Source organism: Xanthomonas sp. NCPPB 3569 (genome assembly GCF_041475645.2).
GTDB lineage: Bacteria > Pseudomonadota > Gammaproteobacteria > Xanthomonadales > Xanthomonadaceae > Xanthomonas > Xanthomonas phaseoli.
The window spans coordinates 4881827-4906445 of sequence record NZ_CM192969.1 but is presented as its reverse complement, the minus strand read 5'-3'; the positions used below and the strand labels follow the sequence as shown (position 1 = coordinate 4906445).

General features: G+C 63.3%; 20 protein-coding genes, 1 other RNA gene and 1 pseudogene. 11 read left to right on the top strand and 11 right to left on the bottom strand.

Going from position 1 to position 24619, the window contains the following annotated elements; all coding sequences use genetic code 11:
* Positions 1-168 precede the first annotated feature (168 nt).
* Positions 169-747, bottom strand: coding sequence for a DUF2059 domain-containing protein (locus ACCQ03_RS21170; protein WP_209226763.1), 579 nt, complete (start codon positions 745-747; stop codon positions 169-171).
* Positions 748-803: 56 nt separating this feature from the next.
* Between ACCQ03_RS21170 and arfB the strand changes: the two genes are divergently transcribed.
* The 5 genes from arfB to dcp all read left to right on the top strand — a co-directional run bounded on the left by arfB (position 804) and on the right by dcp (position 5951).
* Positions 804-1235: an alternative ribosome rescue aminoacyl-tRNA hydrolase ArfB gene (gene arfB / locus ACCQ03_RS21165; RefSeq protein WP_017156432.1), complete on the top strand. Its 432-nt coding sequence runs from the start codon at positions 804-806 to the stop codon at positions 1233-1235.
* Positions 1236-1237: 2 nt separating this feature from the next.
* Positions 1238-1867: a lysophosphatidylcholine acyltransferase gene (locus tag ACCQ03_RS21160; protein WP_057679328.1), complete on the top strand. Its 630-nt coding sequence runs from the start codon at positions 1238-1240 to the stop codon at positions 1865-1867.
* A gap of 119 nt (positions 1868-1986) precedes the next feature.
* Positions 1987-2256: a hypothetical protein gene (locus ACCQ03_RS21155; RefSeq protein ID WP_017156434.1), complete on the top strand. Its 270-nt coding sequence runs from the start codon at positions 1987-1989 to the stop codon at positions 2254-2256.
* Positions 2257-2456: 200 nt separating this feature from the next.
* A complete protein-coding gene (locus ACCQ03_RS21150) occupies positions 2457-3467 on the top strand; it encodes an isoaspartyl peptidase/L-asparaginase family protein (protein ID WP_057679326.1) in 1011 nt (336 codons plus the stop codon).
* 300 nt (positions 3468-3767) lie between these two features.
* Positions 3768-5951: a peptidyl-dipeptidase Dcp gene (gene dcp, locus ACCQ03_RS21145; protein WP_057679087.1), complete on the top strand. Its 2184-nt coding sequence runs from the start codon at positions 3768-3770 to the stop codon at positions 5949-5951.
* Between the two features lie 412 nt (positions 5952-6363).
* Here the strand turns inward: dcp and ACCQ03_RS21140 are convergent, their stop codons facing one another.
* Positions 6364-7419: an MBL fold metallo-hydrolase gene (locus ACCQ03_RS21140; protein ID WP_057679088.1), complete on the bottom strand. Its 1056-nt coding sequence runs from the start codon at positions 7417-7419 to the stop codon at positions 6364-6366.
* Between ACCQ03_RS21140 and ACCQ03_RS21135 the strand changes: the two genes are divergently transcribed.
* Positions 7418-7642 (top strand): hypothetical protein, encoded by a 225-nt coding sequence (locus ACCQ03_RS21135; protein WP_057679089.1) that lies wholly within the window; start codon positions 7418-7420, stop codon positions 7640-7642. The two genes, ACCQ03_RS21140 and ACCQ03_RS21135, sit on opposite strands and share 2 nt — an antisense overlap.
* A 9-nt stretch (positions 7643-7651) precedes the next feature.
* Positions 7652-8284 carry a TetR/AcrR family transcriptional regulator gene (locus ACCQ03_RS21130; RefSeq protein ID WP_209226765.1) on the top strand — a complete coding sequence of 211 codons (633 nt, stop codon included), beginning with the start codon at positions 7652-7654 and terminating at the stop codon, positions 8282-8284.
* Between the two features lie 34 nt (positions 8285-8318).
* Here ACCQ03_RS21130 and ACCQ03_RS21125 read toward each other — a convergent pair.
* From ACCQ03_RS21125 to ACCQ03_RS21110, 4 genes are all read right to left on the bottom strand, one after another.
* A non-coding RNA gene (locus ACCQ03_RS21125) (sX9 sRNA) lies at positions 8319-8394 on the bottom strand.
* A 62-nt stretch (positions 8395-8456) separates the two neighbouring features.
* On the bottom strand, positions 8457-8804 hold the full coding sequence (locus ACCQ03_RS21120) for a VOC family protein (protein WP_209226766.1): 348 nt from the start codon (positions 8802-8804) through the stop codon (positions 8457-8459).
* A 68-nt stretch (positions 8805-8872) separates the two neighbouring features.
* The gene (locus ACCQ03_RS21115) at positions 8873-9601 is read right to left on the bottom strand and encodes a helix-turn-helix domain-containing protein (protein WP_209226767.1); all 729 of its coding nucleotides are present in this window, start codon (positions 9599-9601) and stop codon (positions 8873-8875) included.
* A 147-nt stretch (positions 9602-9748) separates the two neighbouring features.
* A complete protein-coding gene (locus ACCQ03_RS21110) occupies positions 9749-11008 on the bottom strand; it encodes a cation:proton antiporter (RefSeq protein WP_209226769.1) in 1260 nt (419 codons plus the stop codon).
* A gap of 177 nt (positions 11009-11185) precedes the next feature.
* On the opposite strand from ACCQ03_RS21110, the gene ACCQ03_RS21105 reads away from it, so the two are divergent.
* Entirely contained in the window at positions 11186-12157 is a 972-nt protein-coding gene (locus ACCQ03_RS21105; RefSeq protein WP_150147813.1) for an IS5 family transposase, read from the top strand.
* Between the two features lie 148 nt (positions 12158-12305).
* On the opposite strand, the pseudogene ACCQ03_RS21100 reads toward ACCQ03_RS21105, so the two are convergent.
* A pseudogene (locus tag ACCQ03_RS21100) lies at positions 12306-13351 on the bottom strand (IS3 family transposase); the annotation flags it as partial.
* Between the two features lie 373 nt (positions 13352-13724).
* Here ACCQ03_RS21100 and ACCQ03_RS21095 point away from each other — a divergent pair.
* The gene (locus tag ACCQ03_RS21095) at positions 13725-14696 is read left to right on the top strand and encodes an IS5 family transposase (RefSeq protein ID WP_412566721.1); all 972 of its coding nucleotides are present in this window, start codon (positions 13725-13727) and stop codon (positions 14694-14696) included.
* A 252-nt stretch (positions 14697-14948) separates the two neighbouring features.
* Here the strand turns inward: ACCQ03_RS21095 and ACCQ03_RS21090 are convergent, their stop codons facing one another.
* From ACCQ03_RS21090 to ACCQ03_RS21075, 4 genes are all read right to left on the bottom strand, one after another.
* Positions 14949-16841, bottom strand: coding sequence for an esterase/lipase family protein (locus ACCQ03_RS21090; protein ID WP_372359849.1), 1893 nt, complete (start codon positions 16839-16841; stop codon positions 14949-14951).
* 7 nt (positions 16842-16848) lie between these two features.
* Positions 16849-19917 (bottom strand): efflux RND transporter permease subunit, encoded by a 3069-nt coding sequence (locus ACCQ03_RS21085; RefSeq protein WP_209227956.1) that lies wholly within the window; start codon positions 19915-19917, stop codon positions 16849-16851.
* Positions 19914-21014, bottom strand: coding sequence for an efflux RND transporter periplasmic adaptor subunit (locus ACCQ03_RS21080; RefSeq protein WP_057678167.1), 1101 nt, complete (start codon positions 21012-21014; stop codon positions 19914-19916). Before ACCQ03_RS21080 ends, ACCQ03_RS21085 begins: the two co-directional genes overlap by 4 nt.
* A gap of 90 nt (positions 21015-21104) precedes the next feature.
* On the bottom strand, positions 21105-22565 hold the full coding sequence (locus ACCQ03_RS21075; protein ID WP_057678166.1) for an efflux transporter outer membrane subunit: 1461 nt from the start codon (positions 22563-22565) through the stop codon (positions 21105-21107).
* A 104-nt stretch (positions 22566-22669) separates the two neighbouring features.
* Here ACCQ03_RS21075 and ACCQ03_RS21070 point away from each other — a divergent pair, with 104 nt between their 5' ends.
* Complete coding sequence (locus ACCQ03_RS21070) at positions 22670-23359, top strand: response regulator (protein WP_209227955.1); 690 nt, start codon at positions 22670-22672, stop codon at positions 23357-23359.
* 5 nt (positions 23360-23364) lie between these two features.
* Positions 23365-24582 (top strand): sensor histidine kinase, encoded by a 1218-nt coding sequence (locus ACCQ03_RS21065; protein WP_209227958.1) that lies wholly within the window; start codon positions 23365-23367, stop codon positions 24580-24582.
* Positions 24583-24619 lie beyond the last annotated feature (37 nt).

Here is a 24619-nt window from a genome sequence, read left to right as displayed (position 1 = left end):
CCGGCCTGCGCTAGCAGCGAGGGCGTTCCAAGGCACGCGCGCAAGTGACGCGTAAGCGGTGCCTTCTGGCCCCGCAGGAGAGGGCTTCACCAAAGCGCCCTATTGATCTAAATACCAGCAAGCCATGCTCTAACGATTCCCGATTCCCGATTCCCGATTCCCCGCCCCTCAGGGCTTCTTCGCCGGCGCCGGCTCGTTGACGATGGTCTCCAGATCCTTCTGCAGGTCGGCAAACAGCGGCAGCATCCTCTGCTGGATGGCGCCCATCAGGTTCTGGGTCAGGGCCGGGGTCTTGTCGAGCAGGCTCTGGCCTGCCGAGCTCTCGTAGAACTCGGCCATGGCCAGCACGTCCTCGCGCGAGAACGAGCGCTTGTAGATATCCACATACATCGGGCGCAGTTCCGACCACGACAGTGCCTTGCGCACGGTCTGGCGGGTGCGTTCCTGGATGCGTTGCAGCTGCGCCTGTTGGTCGGGGTCGAGCTGGCGCTGTGCGGTGAGCTGGGCGAATTGCTGCTGCTGCAGTGCTTCGATCTGTGGCAGCATCGTGTCCAGCATGGTTTGCGCGCGCGAGGCGGCCAGCAGACGGTTGATGTCGGCATCGCTGGGCGCCTGCGCCAGTGCCGCCGGGGCGGCCACGGCCAGCAGGGCCGACAGCAGCAGCCGGCGTGCGAGGCGGCGCGTGGCAGCGAGAGAACAAGTAGGTGTCATCGGAGCATCCTGCAAACGGGGGACCGGCCGCAGCATACGGGAAGCCGGCGTTCGCGCGCGCGTCCACGCCGCTGCCGATACAATCGGCGCACATGGCCAGCGACCCGATCCAGATCACCCCCAGCCTGACGATTCCGCCCAGCGAACTCGTCGAGCGCTTCGTGCGTGCCAGCGGCGCGGGCGGGCAGAACGTCAACAAGGTGTCCACTGCGGTGGAGCTGCGTTTCGACGTGGCTGGCTCGCCCTCGCTGCCCGAGCCATTGCGGGCGCGGTTGCTGTCGCGGCGCGACCGCCGCATGACTGCCGAGGGCGTGCTGGTGATCGACGCGCAGCGCTTCCGCACCCAGGACCGCAACCGCGACGATGCGCGCGAGCGGCTGGTCGAGATCATCAGTGCGTGCCTGTCGGTGCCCAAGCGCCGGGTCGCCACCAAACCGAGTCATGGTGCCAAGCTGCGGCGGCTGGATGCCAAGCGGGAACGCAGCCAAATCAAGCGTGGACGCTCTGCGTCCCACTGGGAGTAAGCGTGAGTCAACCCGACCCGTCGTTGCCACCGGTAACACAGGCCAACATCCTGCTGCAGCCACCTCCGCCCCGGATGCCGCGTGCCCATGGCCGCTTCATCCGCTGGCTGGGCCGTACCGCCTTGCGCGTGACTGGCTGGCGTCTGCTCGGGCGGCTGCCCGACGAGCCCAAGCTGGTCATGATCGTGGCCCCGCATTCGTCCAACTGGGACGGCTTCCTGGGCTTTGCGGCCAAGTTCGCGTTGGGTTTCGAAGTGCGCGTGCTGGGCAAGGCGCAGCTGTTCTGGTGGCCGCTGGGCCCGCTGCTGCGCAAGCTCGGTGGCATCCCGCTGGACCGCAGCTCGCCGCAGGGCACCATCGGCCAGGCGGTGCGGCTGATCCGCAACTCCGAGCAGATGTGGTACGTGATCACCCCGGAAGGCACGCGCAAACGCGTTGAGCAGTGGAAGGCCGGCTTCTGGAAGATCGCCTCCGATTCCAACGTGCCCATCCTGCCGGTGTATTTCGACTACCCCAGCAAGACCGTGGGCATCGGCGAGCCGTTCTGGACCGGTGACGACATGGCCGCCGACATCGCCGCCATTCGTACCTGGTACCGGCCGTGGCGGGGCAAGCATCGCGATACGTTGTAGGAGGCGGACGGGTCGCCGCACGTGTGTGTGAGTCCACCGTGCGCCGCGGCCGTTCTAAAGCATGGTGCGGTGCGCGGCAGTCGGATCAGGCCTACGGGCACAGGATAGAGAGTGTTCGAATGAGCATGTCCCAGGAACAGCTGTTCGCATTCGCGCTCTACGAGATTCGGCTCCTGCTGGCCGGGCACCTCGGAAGCCAGAGTGAATCGCCTCTATCGGTGCGTGCCGCCGCGCACTTGGCGTATGCACTGCACAGCGATGCGGAGGCGGTCCTGCAAGGCCGGTCGTTCGATCCTGAGAGTGTGGCCACCAGGCTCGGCGCGGTGGATCGCATGCTGGGGACGACTTTTCAACAACGACTGTCCGCCGCAATGCGTGATCTTCCCTGAAAAGCGCGCAGGCTAGATGTTTTTCATCGGTTGGCTGCTTCAGTTCCTGCGTGCCCCGTGCAGCACCTCACTCCGGCGCTGCGGTTACTTGCAATCGAACGCCTCGCTAAATGCCGAACATGTCTTTCTCGCTTGCGAGAGAGAGAGCCGGCCCGTGCCCGCCCCACCGGTTATCTTGATCACTTGAAGGAGGAAACATCATGATCAACTTATCCGCCCGCGCGCTCTGCCTGTCCTTGTTGCTATCTACCGGCCCGGCGCTCGCAGCCACGCCGATGCTGGTGATCCACGGCGGTGCGGGCGTGGAGAAATCCAGCCTCTCGGCCGACGAACAAGCCCAGGCGCGCGAGGCGATGCAACGCGCACTGCGCGCCGGGCACGCGGTGTTGAACCGCGGTGGCAGTGCAGTGGATGCAGTGGCCGCCACCATCACCGTGCTGGAGGATGCGCCGCAGTTCAATGCGGGGCGTGGTGCGGTGTTTACCCACGACGGCAAGAACGAACTGGATGCGGCCATCATGGATGGCGCCAGCGGCAAGGCCGGTGCGATTGCCGGCGTGCACACGGTCAAGAACCCGATCCAGCTGGCGCGCAGCGTGATGGACCACTCCAAGCACGTGATGCTGGTCGGCGATGGCGCCGAACAATTCGCACGCGAGCAGGGCATTACCCTGGTCGATCCGAGTTATTTCCGCACCGACAAGCGCTGGCAGCAATTGCAAAAAGCGCTCAAGGCCGAGGCCGGCGATCGCCAGGCGCAGGCCGCGCTGGATCTGGAAACCGCCAAGCACTTCGGCACCGTCGGCGCGCTGGCGCTGGACCGCGACGGCCATCTGGCTGCCGGTACCTCCACTGGCGGCATGACCAACAAACGCTATGGCCGGGTCGGCGATGCACCCATCATCGGCGCCGGCACCTATGCCAACAGCCAATGCGCGGTCTCGGGCACCGGCTGGGGCGAGTTCTACATTCGCGCCGTGGCGGCCTACGACATCTGCGCACGCATGAAATACGCCGGCCAGTCGTTACGGCAGGCGGCCGAGACGGTGATTGACCAGGAGATCCCCACTGCCGGCGGCGACGGCGGGGCCATTGCGCTGGATGCGCAAGGCAACGTGGCGCTTCCGTTCAATACCGAAGGCATGTACCGCGGCTGGATCGGTGCGGACGGCGCCCCGCATGTGGCGATCTTCAAGGATGAGACGCTTTGAGGGAGCGCAGCGCGTTGGCACTGTGCCGTCGCTGGCCGGCAGCGTTACCAAGGCCGGAACGGTGCTGACGGCCGGCTTTGGCCGCTGTCGCCGCATACCGAAGCCGCTTGCATGGCTCACCGCCTCGTCCTTCTCCCGCACGCGGGAGAAGGTGCCCGAAGGGCGGATGAGGGCGCCGCACCGCCAGCCGCCTTTGCTCCGCACAGCGCCATTCATCGATGCCCAGCCAACGGCACATGCCGGCGGCCGCGAAACCCGCTAGCGTGGCCGGCTGCACTACCCACTCAGGAATCACACGCCATGTCGCGTACCGTCGTTCTGGCCGCTGCCATCACCCTGGCACTGGCTGCTTGTTCTGGAAAAGAGTCGTCCGGCCAGGAGTCCTCCACCGTGCCCGAAAAAACTGCCCCGGCCCCGGCCGCGGATGCTGCATCCAACCCCTTGCTGACCGCCAGCACGCTGCCGTTCCAGGCGCCGCCGTTCGACAAGATCAAGGACGCCGATTACCTGCCGGCGTTCGAAGAAGGCATGCGCCAGCATCTGGCCGACATCCGCAAGATCGCCGATAACCCGGAAGCGGCGACCTTCGACAACACCATCGAAGCGATGGAGCGCGGTGGCGAAACGCTCACGCGCGTGTCGCGCATCTTCTTCGGGCTGGTGCAGGCCGATACCAGCGACGCACGCCAGAAGATCCAGGAAGAGATCGCGCCCAAGCTGGCCGCGCACCAGGACGAGATCAATCTGGACCCCAAACTCTTCGCGCGCGTCAAAACCATCTACGACCAGCGCGACACGCTGAATCTGGACCCGGAGCAGAAGCGTCTGGTCGAGCGCGACTACGAAGAGCTGGTACGCGCCGGCGCGCAGTTGTCCGATGCCGACAAGGACAGCCTGCGCAAGCTCAACGTGGAAGAAACCACCCTCTCCACGCAGTTCCATACCCGCCTGGTCGCCGCTTCCGCCGCCGGTGCGGTGGCGGTGGACGACAAGGCCAAGCTCGATGGCCTGAGCGAAGGCGATATCGCCGCTGCGGCCGATGCCGCCAAGGCGCGCAAGCTCGACGGCAAGTATCTGCTCACCCTGCAGAACACCACGCAGCAGCCGGTACTGGCCTCGTTGAAGGACCGCCAGCTGCGCGCCGACGTGCTCAAGGCCTCTGAAACGCGTGCGGAAAAGGGCGATGCCAACGACACCCGCCAGACCATCCAGCGCTTGGCCCAGCTGCGCGCACAGAAAGCCAAGTTGCTGGGCTTCGACAACTACGCCGCCTACAGCCTGGGCGACCAGATGGCCAAGACGCCGGACGCTGCGCTCAAGCTGCTGACCGACACCGTGCCGGCGGCCACCGCCAAGGCGCGCCGCGAAGTGGCCGAAATGCAGAAGGTGATCGACGCGCAGAGTGCTGATGCAAAGACCGGAGATTTCAAACTCGCCGCGTCCGATTGGGACTTCTACGCCGAGCAGGTGCGCAAGGCCAAGTACGACCTGGACGAATCGCAGATCAAGCCGTACTTCGAACTGGACAACGTGCTGCAGAACGGCGTGTTTTATGCGGCCACGCAGTTGTATGGCATCACCTTCAAGCAGCGCACCGACATCCCGACCTACCACGCGGATATGAAGGTGTACGAGGTGTTCGATGCCGACGGCACCTCGATGGCGCTGTTCTACACCGACTACTTCAAGCGCGACAGCAAGTCCGGCGGCGCGTGGATGGACGTGTTCGTCGAACAGGACGGCCTCACCGGCGCCAAGCCGGTGGTCTACAACGTGTGCAACTTCACCAAGCCGGCCGCCGGCCAGCCGGCGTTGCTGAGCTTCGACGACGTCACCACGCTGTTCCATGAGTTTGGTCATGCGTTGCATGGCATGTTCTCCAAGGTGAAGTACCCCTCGATTGCCGGTACCAGCACCTCGCGCGACTTCGTGGAATTCCCCTCGCAGTTCAACGAGCACTGGGCGTCCGATCCGAAGGTCTTCGCCAACTACGCCAAGCACTACCAGACCGGCGCTGCAATGCCGGCCGAGCTGGTGGAAAAGATCAAGAAGGCCAAGACCTTCAACAGCGGCTACGCCACCACCGAATACCTGTCGGCCGCGCTGCTGGATCTGGCCTGGCACACCCAGCCGGCCGATGCGCCGTTGCAGGATGTGAGCAAGTTCGAAGCCGACGCCTTGAAGCGCTTCAAGGTGGATCTGGCTGAAGTGCCGCCGCGCTACCGCAGCAGCTATTTCGACCACATCTGGGGCGGCGGTTATTCGGCCGGGTACTACGCGTACTTCTGGTCGGAAGTGCTCGACGACGATGCCTTCGAATGGTTCAAGGAAAATGGCGGCCTGACCCGCAAGAACGGCGACACCTTCCGCGCCAAGATCCTCTCGCGCGGCAACACCGTCGATCTGGCCACGCTGTACCGCGATTTCCGTGGCAAGGATCCCAGCGTCAAGGCGTTGCTGGAAAACCGCGGGCTGACCGAGTGAGCGATGCGCGTGCGTAGGCGATGTTTGCATGCGCAGGCATGCATGCCTGGCCAGTACGACTAGCAAACAAAGACGGGATGGCCATGGCCATCCCGTCTTTGTTTGTGCGGATGTAACGCACTAGATGATGGTGTTGCCACTTTCAGGATCAGCATTCAGTTCTTCAACGCACCGTGCGCAGGGTGATGCCATATCGTGCCGGTCGTCTCCGACTGCCCGCCGTTGCAGTGCCAGACGCGAAGATCGAGACACGCAGATCCAGACGCGTGGCAATGGCACTCGCGATGTCAAACAGACTGACATCGCCGATGTTTGCCTCACGCGGTGCACGCAGTCACCAGGATGCCGACAAGCATCACAAGCACCATGGCGTAGTCACACCCGCAACCCACGCCAGCCCGCCGCCCGCCGCTTACGGCGTTGCCACCAATCCATCCGATGCGGTGGCCGCAGCGTCCTGCCGCCACCAACGCACCCGGTTGCCAGGGGCATTCAAGTCCACGCGCTCGCCCATGCACGGGGTGATCAGTGCGACACCAGCGGAGTCGGCCAGCGCCACGATCCGGTCCAGCGGCTCCTGCCACGCGTGCAAGGCCAGATCGAAGGTGCCGTTGTGGATCGGCAGCAGGCTACGGCCGCCGACGTCGATGAACGCCTGCAGGCTCTGTTCCGGCTGCATGTGCACGTGCGGCCACATCTGGTCGTAGGCGCCGTTTTCGATCAATGCCACATCGAACGGCCCGAGCTGCTCACCGATGGTCTTGAAGTGCGGGCCATAACCGCCGTCGCCGCTGAAAAACAGGCGCAGGTCGCCTGCCTGGATCACCCAGGAACACCACAGCGCGCGCCCGTTGTCGAACAGCCCGCGGCCGGAAAAATGTTGCGACGGGGTAGAGGTCAGCTGCAGGCCGGCAACGCTGATCGACTCCCACCAATCCAGCTGCCGCACCTTGGCCGGGTCCACGCCCCAGCGTACCAGCAGGTCGCCCACGCCCAACGGGACCACAAACACGCCGACGCGGTCGGCCAGCGCGCGGATGGTGGCGCGGTCGAGATGGTCGTAGTGGTCATGCGACAGGATCACCCCAGCCAGCGGCGGCAGTGCGTCCAGCGCGATCGGCGGGGCGTGGAAGCGCTTGGGTCCGGCGAACGGCACCGGCGAGGCGCGTTTGGAAAACACCGGGTCGGTCAGCCACAGCCCGCCCGCCAGCTTCATCAGCAGTGTGGAATGGCCCAGCCGGTACAGGCTGCGATCCGGCGCGGCCAGCAGTTGCGCGCCCGTCAGCGGCTGCACCGGCAAGGGCGCGGCGGGCACCGTGGTGCGGGGCTTGCCGAACACCATGGCCCACATCAGGCCGAGCTGTTCGCGCAGGGTCATGACGGTGGTTGGCAACGGCATCGCATTACGGAAGCGGCCAGCGCGAAACTGTGGCGAATCGGCATACGGGGAGGGACGTGGGGAGGCCATGGGAAGTCCGAGCAAGACGTGGGAAAGCAAAAGGACGAGCGATCAGGCAACGGCGATGCAGCAAGCACTGGATGCAACTGGCGTCAGGATCGGCATGGACGGGCGTACAGGCAGGTTCCTACAGACCAACTGCGGCGAGATGACAACGGCGGGCCAGCAGTACCAGATCGATTACACTACACAGTGTAGTTTTATCTGCGTGAAAGTAAACTACCGGGTGTAAAATTGCCGGATGTCGACCACCTCTTCCTCACCGACCACGCCCCAGCGCCTGACCGACCGCAAGCGCAACGCCATCGTCGAGGCCGCCATTGCCGAGTTCCGGCAGCATGGCTTCGAAGCGACCAGCATGGACCGCGTGGCCGCCACCGCCGGCGTTTCCAAACGCACGGTCTATAACCACTTCCCAAGCAAGGACGCCTTGTTCGGCGAGATTTTGCGCGGGCTGTGGCAACGCAGCGCCGAGGCGGTGAATCTGGCGTATCGGTCCGATCAACCGCTGCACCTGCAGTTGATCGCGCTGCTGCAACAGAAACTGCGGCTGTTGGACGACCCGGCGTTTATCGATCTGTCGCGCGTGGCCATCGCCGAAGGCATTCACTCGCCGGCGCGCGCGCGCGAATTGTTGTCGCAGCTGGGCAGCAAGGAAGAGGGCACCACCACCTGGCTGCGTGCCGCACTGGCCGACGGCCGGCTGGCAGGGGTGGAGCCGGAATTCGCCGCGCAGCAGTTGCAGGCGCTGGTGAAGGGCTTTGCGTTCTGGCCACAGATCACCATGGGCCAGCCGCCGCTGTCGCCGCAGCAACGGACGCAGGTGGCCGAATCGGCGGTGGCGATGTTTTTGGGGCTGTACGCGCGCAAGTGAGCGCGGGCAGCACGCTCACTTGTGCTCTTTGATTGGCTAACAAGCATTGCGAACAGTCTTCAGGTGGGCGCCGACAGCGCGCCCGGAACAGCAGTGCACAAGTGGTACCGGCCGATTCCGCGCACCGACTGCGCCCGCCAGGCGGTGCGCGTAGGCGTTTCGGTCGCTGCGCTTAGTCTTTGGACCACGCCGCCAAGGCATAGCCATGCGGGTCGGCAAAGTGAAAACGGCGCCCGCCCGGAAACGCGAACACCGCTTGGGTGATGCGTCCACCTGCCGCCTCGATACGCGCCTGGCTGCGGGCCAGATCATCGGCGGCGAGCACCACCAGCGCGCCACCCGGTTGCGGCGTGCCATGGAAGAAACCGCCGCTCAGGCGGCCGTCGCGGAATTCGCAGTAGTCCGGGCCGTAGTCCTGAAATGTCCAGCCGAAGGCCTGGCCATAAAAAGCTTTGGCGACGGCGATCGAGTCGACGGCAAATTCCAGGTAATCGATGCGGTGTTGCGTGGTGTCGGTCATGGCGTGCTCCTGAGCGAGTGCACAGCATGCAGATGGCGCAGGCCGCTGGCTTGGCGAAAACGGCCAAGTCAGCGGGCGTGCTGCTGCACCAGTGCGCGCGGGCTCAGACCGGTCAGTTGGCGCGCATCGCGCACCAGATGCGGCGCATCGCCGTAGCCGGCGTGCAGCGCGGCCTCGGTCAAGTTGCGGTGCCTTCGCACGATCCGCAGAAAGCGCTGCAGGCGTAGAACGCGCTCCAGCGTCTTGCTGCCGTAGCCGAATGCGTCCTGGCAGCGGCGGCGCAGCGAGCGCTCGCTGATGCCCAACGCCTCGGTCAACGCGCTTAGCCGTGGCGGCGTGCCGACGGTGAGTTGTTCGAACAGCCACGCCATCTGCCGATCGCGCGCTGCGGCGTGCTGTTGGCACAGTGTCTGCAATATCTGTAACGGGTCGGCGCCGTCTTCCAGGCGATGCTGCCACGTGCGGCCCTGCACGCCCCACAGCGTTTCCAGCGCGACGCGTTGGTCGGCAATGGCGTGTAAGGGCAGCTGCAGCAGACCGGCCGCCACGCCCGCCGCCAGACGGACGCCGGTCAGCGTCGTGCCTGCTGCCACCAGTGCGGGATTGGCAGTGCGATCCGGCCCGGCAACGAACACTTCGCTGCCATTCCAGATCAGATCGACGCTGCCATCGGGCAACACCAGCACCGGTTGTGGCGTGTGATTGCCCTGGCGAAATTGCCAAGTGCACTGCAGCTGCGCGCGTAATGCAGGCGGTGCCGCGCTTTCGGCATAACACGGCTCAGCTGGGTTGGACATGATGGCGCCCTGCGTGGAAGCGGATGCGGGTGTGCGCAGTGCCGCAACGTGGAGCGTGCGGCGATTCAACACTGTGCGCTCGGCTCCAGCTCAGTTGCATGCACGATATCCGGCCCATCGCGGCACTGCAGCAGCATCGCGCCCTCATCATCGAGGCGAGTTGCTTGCGGCCAGCGCATCGGCGGCTGCGTGCCGTTTGCGCTGGAACCATGCCACCATCGGCGAGGCCATCACCGTGGTCACCAGCGTCATGCCGAACAACAGCGTAAACAGGTCCGGCCCGATCACACCGCTATCCAGGCCGATCTTGATCACCACCAACTCCATCAGCCCGCGTGCGTTCATCAGCGAGCCGACGGTGAGACTGTCGCGCCATTGATGGCCACTCAGGCGCGCGCCCAGCGTGCAGCCGAGCAACTTGCCGCTTACCGCCACGCCGATCACCAGCACAAGTCCGCTCAGGCCGGCGCCGGCGAACGCGCCAGGGCTGGTGGCTTGACCGGCAACCGCAAACAGCACCGGCATCAGCAAGGTGATGGCCAGCGGTTCGATACGCCCGGCCAGATGCTCCAGCAGGCGGTCATCGCGCGGAAGGCAAATACCGAACAGGAAGGCGCCAAAGATCGCATGCAGCCCGATCCACTCGGCCAGCGCAGCGCACGCCAGCAGACCGATCAAGACCCATACCAACGCGCTCGGTGCATACCGGCCGTCATGCGCGCGGGAGCGCAGCAGGCGCGCATAGGCAGGCTTGAGCACACCCAACACGGCGGCGATCAGGACCAACGCACCGATGGCCGTGAACGCCACGCCGCCATGCGCGTTGTTGCCGGTCAGGGTCAGTACGATCGCCAGGAAGATCCAGACCGTGGCATCGTCGATCACGGCCGCGCCCAGCGCCAGGCGGCCGGCCGGGGTGCGGGTCATGTTGCGGTCCTTGAGGATGCGCGCCAGCACCGGAAATGCCGTCACCGACATCGCCGCGGCGATGAACAGCGCGAACGGCCAGAAGCCGATGCCGTGCGGTGCGAAGCGCGGGAACAGCCACGGTGCGGCAGCCAGCCCGAGCAGCAGCGGCAACACGATGCCGGACACGCCCACCAGGATCGAGGCGCGCACTTGCGCCTTGGTGCCTTCCGGCGCCCGCAATTCCGCGCCGACCACGAACATGAAAAGCACCACGCCCATCGTGGCCAGGCCGGACAGCGGCGGCAGGCTGTTGGCGGCGAACAACGCCGTGTGCAGCTCGGGCAGCCAGGCACCGAAGGCAATCGGGCCGAGCAACAACCCTGCCGCCATTTCGCCGATGACCGGTGGCTGCCCAATGCGTTGCAACACCGCACCGCACAAGCGCGCAGCGCCCAGGATCACTACCAACTGCACCAGCAACAACGTGGTCGGATTCATCGCGTCAGCATTCCAGTGGTTGAGTCGGCCCAGCCTTCGCGTCCTGCAGGTCATCGGCCAGTCCTTCCCCCCAGCCGACGACGCAACGATGCGCGGCATGCTCCGGCGCTTAAGGAAACTCTGAACAATCCATCGTGATCTGCCACAATCGATCAACGACCCGAGTAGACGATTTCGATGCAGCTGACCTTCGGCGACGCGGAGTACAACGGCAAGCGCAAGCGGACGCGGCGTGAGGTGTTCTTGGCCGAGATGGACCAGGTCGTGCCGTGGAAGGACCTGCTGGCGCTGATCGAGCCGCACTACCCGAAGTCGGGGCAGCCGGGGCGACAGCCGTATCGGCTGGAGACCATGCTGCGCATCCACTTTTTGCAGCAGTGGTATGCACTGAGCGATCCATCGGCGGAAGAAGCGCTGTACGACACGGTGTCGATGCGCCGTTTCGCCAAGATCGGCGGGCTGGATGAGGTGCCGGACGAGACGACGATTCTCAACTTCCGCCATCTGTTGGAGCAGCACGATTTGGCGCGCAAGCTGTTCAATCGGGTCAACGCGCACCTGTCGCGCAAGGGGCAGAGCTTGCGCGGCGGGACGATCGTGGACGCCACGATCATCGCTGCGCCCAGCTCGACCAAGAACAAGGATGGCGAGCGCGATCCGGAGATGCACCAAACCAAGAAGGGCAACCAGTACTACTTCGGGATGAAGGCGCACATCGGGGTGGACGATGACTCCGGGCTGGTGCACCACGTGGAGTGCACGGCGGCCAACGTGGCCGATATCACACAAGCGCACAAGCTGCTGCACGGCAAGGAGGACACGCTGTGCGCGGACAGCGGCTACACCGGGCTTGAGAAACGCGAGGAGATGAAGCGCAAGCGCAAACTGCGCTACCTGATCGCGGAGAAGCCCTCGAAGCTGAAGCAGATTAAGAACAAGCGCGAACTGAAGTTGGCCAAGCGCTGGGAGCACACAAAAGCCAGCCTGCGTGCAAAGGTGGAACACCCGTTTCGGGTGATCAAGCGCCAGTTTGGCTACGTCAAGGTGCGCTATCGCGGTTTGGCGAAGAACACCGCACAGATGCTGATGCTGTTTGCGCTGTCGAATCTGTGGCTGAAGCGCAAAGAGTTCATTACCGCCGCGGGGTAGGTGCGCCCGTAATCGGGACGATACCCCGAAAAAGCGCCAAAAACGGCGAAAAACCGAGGATCTGAGCGCGGTCACCGCGACCGATATGGCTTACCACATCCTCCGATCGCGTTGTTCAGACCTTCCCTAGCGTTCGCCAAAAGTGGAGCTACGCGGCCATCGCCAATTTCATTGCTGGGGTGATGCCGCCGAGTGCCATGTTGGGGCGCTCATGGTTGTACGTCCATAGCCAGCGCGTGGCCTTGTCCTGAACCTGCTCGATGGTGTCGAATAATGTTGTGGCCAGCTAGGCGTAGCGGAAGGTGCGGTTGAAACGTTCGATGAAGGCGTTCTGGTTCGGTTTGCCGGGTTTGATGTAGTTGATCGTCACGCCATTGACTTTCAGCCAGCTGGTAAGTGCTTCGCCCAGAAAATCGGGCCCGTAGTCGGAACGCACGACCTGCGGCAGGCCATGATCGTGCTTGATCTGCTCGAACACGCGCACCAGACGATGCGAGTTGATCGACGTATCAACCTCGATGTGAAGCATCTCGCGGTTGAAGTCGTCGACCACGTTGAAGGTGCGAAAGTGCTGGCCACACGCCAAAGCGTCGCTCATGAAGTCGACCGACCAGACGGTATCAGGCAACCTTGGGACATACAGCGCGACATGCTCGCGCTTGGGAAGTCGCCGCTTCGCAGCGCGGCGCAGGTTGAGCCGCATGGCCTTATACACGCGACAAATTCTCTTCGGGTTCCAGTCAGAGCGCGTCCTGCGCAGCACGTCGCTGCATTTCCAAAAGCCGCGAGTCGGCCGATCTTCGACCACACGTGCGATCGCCGAGATCAACTCGGCATCGCGTACTGTCCAGTCGAGCGGTAGCACTTACCACGCCGCACGTGCAAGCCCGACGCATGCACAGGACCGACGCAGCGGCCGCGCATGCACCTCGATCAGGTACCGCACGGCCTCGCGCTTGCGCGCCGGCCCTAGAGTTTTTTGCAATGAGATCCTTCATGGCTGCGTTTTCGAGCGCCAACTCGGCGTACATCCGTTTGAGCTTGGCGTTTTCGGGCTCAAGCTCCTTGACCCGCAGCAGCTCCGAAGCCCCCCAGGCTTCCGTACTTGCTCTTCCACTGGCAGTAGGTCGCTGTGCTGATACCGACCTGGCGACAGATGTCCTTGACGGCCACGCCGGCGTCGGCCTGCTTGAGCGTCGCGACGCTCTACGTCCCGGTGACTTTTGAGGTGCGCATAGAAACTCCTGGCTGAGGTAACGATGCCAGAAATATCTACTTATGCGGTGTCTGTCAGGCTGGGAAGCTCACGGGTGTATAGAACGCTCGAAGCATCAAACCCTCTGGAAGCGATTTCACTGATTAAAGAGCACCCGAGATATTCTTGATATTCACGGACCTTCAGATATCAGGCGAACTGGATGGCTACGGACTAATTTCTTTTCTCCGTTCTAGAGGCAACAACTTGCCAGCCATGTTAACGTCTGGGCTGGGGTGATCACCTAGGGAAACTCTGAACAATCCATCGTGATCTGCCACAATCGATCAACGACCCGAGTAGACGATTTCGATGCAGCTGACCTTCGGCGACGCGGAGTACAACGGCAAGCGCAAGCGGACGCGGCGTGAGGTGTTCTTGGCCGAGATGGACCAGGTCGTGCCGTGGAAGGACCTGCTGGCGCTGATCGAGCCGCACTACCCGAAGTCGGGGCAGCCGGGGCGACAGCCGTATCGGCTGGAGACCATGCTGCGCATCCACTTTTTGCAGCAGTGGTATGCACTGAGCGATCCATCGGCGGAAGAAGCGCTGTACGACACGGTGTCGATGCGCCGTTTCGCCAAGATCGGCGGGCTGGATGAGGTGCCGGACGAGACGACGATTCTCAACTTCCGCTATCTGTTGGAGCAGCACGATTTGGCGCGCAAGCTGTTCAATCGGGTCAACGCGCACCTGTCGCGCAAGGGGCAGAGCTTGCGCGGCGGGACGATCGTGGACGCCACGATCATCGCTGCGCCCAGCTCGACCAAGAACAAGGATGGCGAGCGCGATCCGGAGATGCACCAAACCAAGAAGGGCAACCAGTACTACTTCGGGATGAAGGCGCACATCGGGGTGGACGATGACTCCGGGCTGGTGCACCACGTGGAGTGCACGGCGGCCAACGTGGCCGATATCACACAAGCGCACAAGCTGCTGCACGGCAAGGAGGACACGCTGTGCGCGGACAGCGGCTACACCGGGCTTGAGAAACGCGAGGAGATGAAGCGCAAGCGCAAACTGCGCTACCTGATCGCGGAGAAGCCCTCGAAGCTGAAGCAGATTAAGAACAAGCGCGAACTGAAGTTGGCCAAGCGCTGGGAGCACACAAAAGCCAGCCTGCGTGCAAAGGTGGAACACCCGTTTCGGGTGATCAAGCGCCAGTTTGGCTACGTCAAGGTGCGCTATCGCGGTTTGGCGAAGAACACCGCACAGATGCTGATGCTGTTTGCGCTGTCGAATCTGTGGCTGAAGCGCAAAGAGTTCATTACCGCCGCGGGGTAGGTGCGCCCGTAATCGGGACGATACCCCGAAAAAGCGCCAAAAACGGCGAAAAACCGAGGATCTGAGCGCGGTCACCGCGACCGATATGGCTTACCACATCCTCCGATCGCGTTGTTCAGACCTTCCCTAGAGGCCTTCCTCCAAGAACAATATTTATCAGCAAGCCCCATTTTTTCAATGATCTACTACACAAGATTGCCCATCTTACGGCTGCGCGCTGATTTTTATTTCAAATCTCCTTTAGTTGGTTCGTTAATCTGTACTTAAGATACGTTTTATTTCAAGGATGGCTCCAGGTGTTTCTTGTACGCTGTGCCCGGAGAAGATGATCTTCTCCGACACGGCGCCTGGCAGGTGCGCGCTGCTGTAAGGAACAAAGCCATCGTCGGCAAGCGACAGGTCACCCTGCTCCGAGCGCCGGGCAATGATGGAGTGATAAGGGACCTGCGGGCTGATGGGCAGGTCTACGACAGCCTGGATGAACGGATCGCTCTCGCGCAGGTTGTCCATGCTGGTGGGCAGACGGTTGGGGATATCGCTGGCGACATCCATGACATCGGCAAAGCGATGCAGGAATGCTTTAGGAATACCGACCATGCGACGCACGACGCCGGCCATCATGCCGCTGGCTGCCACCGTCCCGCGCTGTGGGGCAGCGATGAACACCGCCCGCCCGATCTCCGGCATCGGTTCGAACTGCAGCAACGGCCCCAACTTGCTGCGTGCGCGTACGCTGCGCTCCTGCTGGAGTTCACCGAGCAGGCGTTGCCATAATAGGTCGCCGTCACTGGAAGAAATCATCAGCCTCGCCAACACTCCGCCCATGCTGTGGCCAACCAGCACCATGTGCCCGGATGCTGGGTTGCGGCGTTGGGGGTCGAAGGCGTTCAACGCGCGCTCGATGGTACGGCGGATAGCGATATGGTTGTAGGCCAGCGGCAGATTGGTAGGGTAGTACATCATCCAGATCTGATAGCGCTGGCGCAGGGAGGCGTCGCCAACCACTTCACTGGCCAGATTCACCCAGGCTTCGGGGCTGCTGCCAAGTCCGTGCATGAGGAGTAGGACCCGTCTATTCGGGTCGTAGGGTTGCAGCATGATCAGGCGTGGCTGGGTCAAGCCTTTGCGCATCCCGAACAAAGTGCGCAGTGATTGTCCGGCAAAGCCCGAGCGTGCCAACCAAACCCCATAGCCGGCCGTGTAGTTCGCTGCCAGCGGGACCTGGTAACCGCCGAACCGCGCGCTGTCGCTCTGCAATGGATCGTAACCTTCCAGGATGAGTCGGGAGGTCGCAAGCACCTCGGCGAGCGAGTCGCCTTTGAAGCGCAGCACGGCAGTGATGTTGGGCGTGTGCATTTCGCTGAAGTCACCAGGCATCACCACATTGTCGGAGGCAGCTGGAGCCTGGTGTTCCTGATCTGGCAGCACCGCTACCATTTCCGTACCAAATCCATCACGCCGGTACACGCTGCGTAGCCCCTTGAACTGCATCTTCGAGGCCGGAATCAATGCCTCGGGCATGGGAATCTGCTCTAGCGGCCCTAGCGCGCTGACATCCAGATCAATCTGCCAGGGCGCGGGTGCGGGCAGATGGGTGGAGGTGCCACCCTCCGGTGTCAGCTGCCGGTAACGCTGGAACAGTCCCGCCACGATCTGCTCGGTCGCATAGTTGTAGTAATCGCGGACCTGGGTTTGGCGATCCTCGAAAGCACGCTTGTCCGGTGCGCGCTCACTGAAGAACAGATAGGCGTAGGCATACCGGGCCGTTTCCAGCCAACCGGAAAGTGTAGTGTCGGACATGGCATCGCTGGCACCGGATGTTTGCTTGAGCGCATGCAGCAAAGACACCTCCGCCGCCGCCGACAAGCCCCGCTCCGAGGTCAGCGCCCCCTCGTGCAGAAGCGCCTGGATACACTGGTTGCGGGCATGCATGCAGCGGGCGCGATCCAATCCGAGCAGACGCAGGCTTTCGGTCGTGCTGTCGCCCAGTTGACCGGTCGTGAGTGCATCGCCGCGGCGCATCTCTAGATAGGCGCGTGGCTTGACAGGCTTGAGCGTCACCGCCGCGCAGCCACTGGCCGTAATCACGACCAGCAGCCACAGCAGGCAGGACAGACGACACACACTGGAACGTCGCGGCAACAGTCTCATGTCATGGGACACTCTTGTCGCGTTCCAGCAAGCGCAGTCCAAACAGCACGTCGTACAGGATCGGGATCATCCCCAGGGTGACCAGGGTTCCCAATGCCAAGCCGCCGATCATGGTGATGGCCATACCGGTCCACAACGGGCCGGCAAATAGCATCAACGGGATCAGGCCGACGATGCACGTGAGCTTGGTCATCACGATGGGGCGTAGCCGCTTGACTGCCGCAGAGATCACCGCCTCGCGTCGCGGCAGACCTTCGGCCAGTTCGGCTTCGATGCGCTCCAGCAACAGTACTGCGTTGTTGACGATGATACCGGCTAAGGCAAGCAGGCCGAAGGTAGCCATGAAGCCGAACGGATAGCCGGTGACCAGCAAGGCAAGGGCAGCGCCAATCAGTACGAAGGGGATCGCCGACACCACGATGAACAACTTGCGGAAAGAGTTGAATTGCCAGATGAACAGCAGCAGGATCGCTCCCAATGCGTGCGGCATGTACTCCAGCAGGGCCTGGTTGGCTTCGGCCGAGTCTTCGATCTCTCCACCCAGTTCGATACGGTAACCGGGTGGCAACGTGATCTTGGCGATCTTGTCAGCCAGCGCGGCAACCATTTCGCTGGTGGTGGAGTCCGGATTGCGGCCGGTGACGGTGATAGCACGCTCCAGGTTGCGCCGCATCAGGGTGGAAGGCTCGCTGTCATGCTGGATGCTGGCGATTGCCGAAAGTGGCAATGGCTTGCCGCCGCTCTGCGGGTACACCAGGGTGTCGGCTGGGCTCCCGTTGCCCGCACGCTCGCCCGCATCGCCACGCAGCAAGATCGGCACGTCGACACCATCGTCGCGTATCTGCGAGGCCGGCACGCCGCTATAGCGCAGTTGCAGTGCCTGTGCGATGTCGTCGCTGCTGACCCCTGCACGGCGTGCCTTCAACTGGTCCACCTGCACTATGTAACGTGGGATGCGTGCCTGCCAGTCATCGGTGACATCCAGGGTTCCCGGCAAGCTGCGCAATGCATCGGCAATCTGGTCGGCGGCCGTTCGCAGCACCTGCTCATCGGCACCAGTCACCCGATACACCGCCACGCCGGCTTCGGTGGCACCGAGGGAGAAACGCTTGGGTTCGGCGCGTACGTCCGGCAGGGTCTTGCGCACGTACTGGCGGACACGGTCGATGACCTGGTCGATATCGGTCTTAGGCTTCACGCTCACGGTGAAGTAGGCGATGTTGGAGCCAGGCAGCGGAGGGTTAAGACCGAGAACGATGCGGGGACCGCCGTCGGCCACGTAGCCGATGCTGTCGACAATCTCCGGATTAGCGCGTTTGTCGGCCAACCAGCGGCTCATGGTCTCCACCGACTGCAGGGTCTGGCGTGAGTCCGCGCCGGCGCGCAGGGTGACCGGGATCTGAAATTGCAGCCGGTCAGACTTGGGCAAGAAGTCATAGGGAATCGAAGACAGGACCACGACCGCGCCGCCCAGCGCTAGCAGCATCGTGCTGATGAACAGCAACTTGAACTCGAGCAGACGCTCGATAACTGCACGGTAGGCGCGATAGAACTTGGAGTTGTAGTTGCCCTCGTTGTGCTCACCGGCATGTGCGCGCGCAAAGTACAGACACAGCAGCGGGGTGACGGTAATGCTGAGCAGCCACGAGCCGAGCAGGGTGATGGCCAGCACGACTGCCAGCGAACGCATATATTCGTTGGTGCTTGTCTGCCCGAAAAAGAACGGCGAGAAGGCCAACACGATCACCAACGAAGATGTCAGCAGCGGGATCGCCAGCGTACGCCCGGCCTCCACGCAGGCATGGAAGCGTTCTTCACCGGCCATGAGGCGTCGCTCGATGTCCTCGGCGATCACGATGCCGTTGTCCACCAGCAACCCCAGGGCCAGGATGATGGCCGCGATCGATACGGTCTGCAGTTCAACGTTCAACACGCGCATCAGGATCAGCGAGCCAAGGATGGTCAGGGGCACGATCGCACCGACGATCAATCCTGTACGCCAGCCCAGGAACAGCATGACCACGGCCATGACGATCACCACCGTCTCGCCCATCACTTGGTGCATCTTGCTCATTTCGCGGTCGACAACGTCGGCCTGGAAGGTCACCACATGCTGTTGGAAGCCGGTGGGCAGCAGGCTGGCGGTTTCCACCAATTTCTCGCGCAGCGCCTTGCCGAAACTCACCACGTTGTAGCCACTGGCCATCGATACGGCCACCACTACTGCCGGCTGTCCTTGGTAGATAGCTGCCGTTTCCGGGGGATCGGCAGGCATGACCTGCACCTGGGCCAGTGCACCCAGCGCGATCTCGCGCGCACCACCGCTGCCCTGCGTGTTGATCAGCACCTGCTTCAGGGCCTGTACGTTGCCGACCTCGCCGGAGGTGGCCACCGTCATCGCCATCCCGGAGGCCGATACCAGCCCACCGGGGACAACGACGTTCTGGCGGCGCAGCTGGTCGATCACCGATGCCGGACTCAGGCCGGCTTCGACTAGGCGCACACGATCAAAGGCAATGTAGACGCGGTCTTCCTGCAAGCCATACAGCGATACGCGCTCCACGCCGGGCAGCGTGTAGAGCTGTTCGCGCATCTTGCGCAGCGGCCCGCGCATTTCGCTCATACTGAAACCCGGTGCGGTCACGGCGATTGAGGCCACCGATACGCGCCCGAAGTCGTCATCCACGAAGGGCCCCATCGTGCCGGCCGGCAGGGCGCCCCCTACCTCCGCGGCCTTGGCGCGGACACGCAACCATAGCGCGGGCAGATCGGCCACCGAATCGTGGGCGGTGATTTGCAAGATGGCGCTGCCCGGGCGCACGGTCGTCACGATCTTCTTGATGCCCGCTAGACTGCGCAGGTTTTCTTCCACCGGACGCGCAAGCAGGGTTTCCACCTTCTCTGTCGGCATGCCCGGATAGGCCAACTGCACGACTGCATCGCGGATGGTGACCGAGGGTTCCTCCTGCGATGGAAAATTGAGAAACGTCAGCACACCGCCCACCAGTACCAGCAGTGCGGTGAACAGGGTCAGGCGGCTCGATGCAAGCGCCGATCGGGTGAGATTCACAGCGCACCTCCCGCAGTGAGCTTGCTACTGGAAGCGAAGGGCACCACCGGCTGGCCATCGGTGAGGAACGCCGCGCCTGCGCTGACCACTTGCTCACCAGCACGCAGGCCCGCACGGATCTGCACCCGATCACCCTCGATCGCTCCGATGGTCACTTTGCGGCGCTCCACCCGCCCCTTGCCCGAAACGTAGACGAAGACCGTGCCGCTGCGGTTATCGCGATGAGGCAAAAGCGCGGCAAGCGGCAGCGATGGCTGCGCCTCGTGCGCACCGGGCAGAGACAGCAGCATGCTCTCGCCGCTGCGCAGGGTGCCGCCACCGGATTGCACATCAAAGATCGCCTGTACGGTGGCGGCGTTATCCAGGCCGGCGGCCACGCTGCGCAGGCGCAGCATCACAGGCTCCTTGGCCACGTCGGTGCGTGTCGCGGCAACCGTGCTTCCGGGGCTGAGGTCGGCTACCTGCGGCGGCAACAAAGCCACCACCTGGGTCCGGCCCTGCCCTTCCAATTGCAGTACCCCCTGGCCGGCCGGCACATCCACGTGCGGCTGCTGCAGGCGGGCAACTACGTTGCCATCGAACGGCGCACGGATATCGGCCTGACGCAGCGCGCGCTGAGCCAGAGCACGATCGGACTCGGCCACCTGCAGCCGCGCCCGGGCGGCATCGGCTGCCACGGTGGCGGTGGTCAAGGTGGCCTGCGAGGTGGCGCCATCGGTGAACATGGCAGTCTGCTGGTCTAGCTGAATCTTGCGCTCGCGCAGGTCGGCGGCGGCCGATGCCGCATTGGCCTGGGCTTGCTGCAAGCGAAGACGCGCCGGCTCCAGGTCCAGTTGCGCCAGCAGTTGCCCCTCGCGCACGCGGTCACCCACATCCACATAGATGGCCTTGATGCGCCCGCCGTTTTCGAATGCCAGCTCGCTGCGCTGCTCCTGCCGGACGGTGGCCGTGAAGCGCGTCGGACCGGCGATGTCGGTCCCGATGGGGGTCAGCTTGACCGCGCGCGGAGCATCCTGTGCAGGCTTGGCATCGTTGGAACAACCCGGCAGCGCCAGTAGTGCGGCAAGCAGGGCAGTGGTGAGAATGGAGGATTGCATGGTCACGAGAAGTCCTGTCCGAGTGTTTGATGATCAAAAGAAGTGGGCACCATCAGTGCGTTGGAAAACGCTGTTGCCGAAGGCTGGCTGTCACGATGCGGCGGGAAGCCGGACGCCGTAGAACGCGCGGAACACGGCGATCCGGTTCAGCGCGACATCGCGCTCGACCGCCAGGTTGTCCAGCTCCGCGCGTCCGAGCTGCACCCGTTCCTCCAGCAACGCACTACGGTCCTGCAGGCCGTGCTCTACCCGCACCCTCATGCGCTCCACTCGTGCTTGCTCGCGCTGCACGTAGGCCTGGCTGCGCTGGCGTGCATCGCCCAGCGTGGCATGCGCATCGAGTGCATCGGCCACCTCGCGGAACGCCGACTCGATGGTGCGCTCGTACTCGACGATGCCGGCCTGCTTGCGCACCTGCGCCAGATCCAGATTGGAACGGTTGCGGCCGAAGTCGAAGATCGGCAGCGTGATCTGCGGGATGAAGGACCAGGTCCGGCTACCGCTGTCGAACAGGCCGCTGAGCGCACTGCTTGCCGTTCCAAGCCCCGTGCTCAGGCGGATGGAGGGGAAGAAGGCCGCGCGGGCTGCACCAATATCGGCATTGCGCGCCCGCAATTCGGCCTCGGCCTGTTGCACATCCGGACGTTGAAGCAACACCTCCGAGTTCAGCCCACGCAATGCGGTAGTCGCGACCTGGTCGCTAACCAAGGCGTTCAGTTCGCCCCCCGTCTGGCCGGCATCGAAGCCGGCCAGAACGCGCAAGGCGCGTTGTGCGGCGCGATGGTCGTCCGCAGCCTGGCGCGTGCGCACATGCACTAGATCGGCCTCGGCGCGCTGCCGGCCAAGGTCATCCTGCGACAGCAGGCCCACCGCATGCTGGCGGGCGGCATAGCCCAGTAAAATAGTGGCGTCCGCCTCGATGGACCGTTGGATCGCCAGCGATTGCGCGGCGGTACGCTCCAGCGTGTAGGCGCGCACTACCTCGGCGATCAGAGCCCCACGCGCAGCCTGTTGGCCGTGCGTGGAGGCCAGGTAGCGTGCACGTGCGGCGTCGGACAGGGACTTCAGCTTGCCGAAGAAATCCAGCTCGAAATCGCCAATACCGACCGTGGCCACCGACAGTTCCTGCTGGAAACGCAGTTGCAGGTCCGGGTCATCGTAGATCTGGCGAATGCGCTGCGCATCCACTCCCACCGTCGGCAGGCGCGCCGAGCGCTCGATGCGGTACTGCGCGCGCGCCTGTTCGACCTGCAGTGCTGCCAGGCGGTAATCGGCATTGTGAGCCAGCGCGGCCTTCACCAGCGGCGCCAGGTCGGTGCGGGGAGCGAAGGACCGCAAGAACTCCAGTTCCTGTGCGGTCAATTCCTGGGCCTGCGCCGTCGCATCTGGTGCACCGGCGGCAGGTGCCTGCGCGGCAGCAAAACTGGCCGGCAACGCCACCGAGGGGCGTTCATAGGTAGGCGCAAGTGAACAGCCACCCAATACGGCGGCCAATGCCAGCGCCAGGGCCGCATGTCTGACGGGGTTGCCTGCTGCAATCTGTGGAATCATGGGATATGCCTGTGGACCGACCGAGGCATAGCATCGGGGCCGATATTCAAGGTTCCCTCGGGACTTCATCAAGATTTCATCAAGACAAGAACACCGGAGGACGCATGGCAGCAAAGAAGGTCCTGGTCGTCGAGGACGACGCTGATAGCGCCAGCGTTCTGGAGGCATACCTGCGCAGGGAAGGTTTCGATGTCGCGATTGCCGCAGACGGGATTCGCGCGGTGCAATTGCATGCGCAGTGGAAGCCTGACCTTGTCCTGCTGGACATGATGCTGCCCGCCTTGAGTGGCATCGAAGTGTTGTCGGCGATCCGCCGAGTGGGCGACACCCCTGTCATCATGGTGACTGCCATTGGTGATGAGTCGGAAAAGCTCGGCGCCTTGCGCTACGGCGCCGATGATTACGTCGTCAAGCCTTACAGCCCCAAGGAAGTGGTAGCACGGGTCTTTGCCGTCATGCGCCGCACGATGACAACGCGCAACATCGAAGAAGTACTCCGCTATGAGCGCCTGCGTGTAGATCCCGCCAGCTTCGCGGCGCACATCGAGTCCGCAGACGGCAGCCTCGTGCCATTGGAGCTGACTCGCACCGAATTCACGCTCCTGATGACCCTTCTGCGGACCCCCTCCAAGGCCTTTACGCGTAGCGAGTTACTGGAGGCCTGTCTGCCCGATAGCGATGCGTTGGAGCGGGTTCTGGATACTCACGTCCTGAATCTACGACGCAAGCTCGATCAACACGGCATCACCGGCGTGCTGATTACAGTCCGCTCTGTCGGATACCGGTTCAAGTGAGAATGATGCGGAAACTACGCAGATGGCTCATGGCACACCGCAACGCGCCGCTTTCGTTGTGGATCGGGATGCGTATCAGTGGCCTGGCGATCACCACGGTCTGCTTGATCGCATTCAGCATGTGGACGTACTTCAATATCCGAGATTACCTAATCCTGCGCGATGTTCCACCAGACGTTCAGGCAGAGATCCAGTTGTTGCGGGCACAGCCCGACGTAAACGAGGCGCGCTTGTGGCAATTGCTCGAACGTTACTACGACATCCATCTGGTGCTTCCTAGAATGAGCAATCCGGACTGGGTTGTGTTGAGTAGCATGGTGGTGGTGTTTATTCCGTTGATCCTGCTCTGTGGATTATTGATTGCCCGGCCGCTTTCACGGCAGCTGCTGCATGTCGCTCGCGTCGCACATCGGGTCAGTGAGGGTCAGTTCGGCGGGAGCGTCCCCGTCGTGGATGGCGCCCCCAGGGAACTCACCGGACTCGCGGTTGACTTCAATGGAATGAGCTCCAAGCTTCAGCAGTATGAGCGGGAGTTGCGCGAATCCAGTGCCATGCTTGCGCATGAACTGCGTACCCCGCTCACCGCAGCGATGGGTCGCGTACAAGGGATGTTGGACGAGGTATTCCCACGTGCGCCGGAGCAATTGGCACTGGTGCATGCACAGCTGGAACAGATCAACCGGCTGGTGAGCGAGCTACATCTGGTTTCGCTTGCGCGTGCCGGACAGTTGGTCCTGGAGATAGATAACTTCTCGTTGACCGATTTGATCAACGAGCGGCTGGAATGGGCTACTCCTGCACTAAGCCGGGCAGGTATGGCCATCAGCTGCAACATTCCATCCGATCTGGACGTGCCGGGCGACCGCGCTCGCCTGGGTCAGGTGGTGTCGATCCTGATCGACAATGCCATCCGCTACGGCAGCTCTGGCCAGGTGCTGGAGCTGTCCGTCGCGGCCGAGCCAGAGCTGTACCACATTCTTGTCGGCGACCGAGGTCCCGGCGTGGATCCTGGCGATCTTCCGCGCTTGATGGATCGCTTCTGGCGCGCAGAACACTCACGCGCGCGACAGTCCGGTGGAAGTGGACTGGGGCTGGCGATCGCTTCGGCGATCTGCCAGACCCACGGTGGGCAGCTGAGCTTCAGCAACCGGGATGGAGGCGGACTCCTTGCCGCCATCCAGTTGCCTCGCAAGGCGATCCCTCCCCAGTCCGACGGCCGGTAACCCAGCCGGGCGGCTGCCACCCCGGCGCACTCTCTGA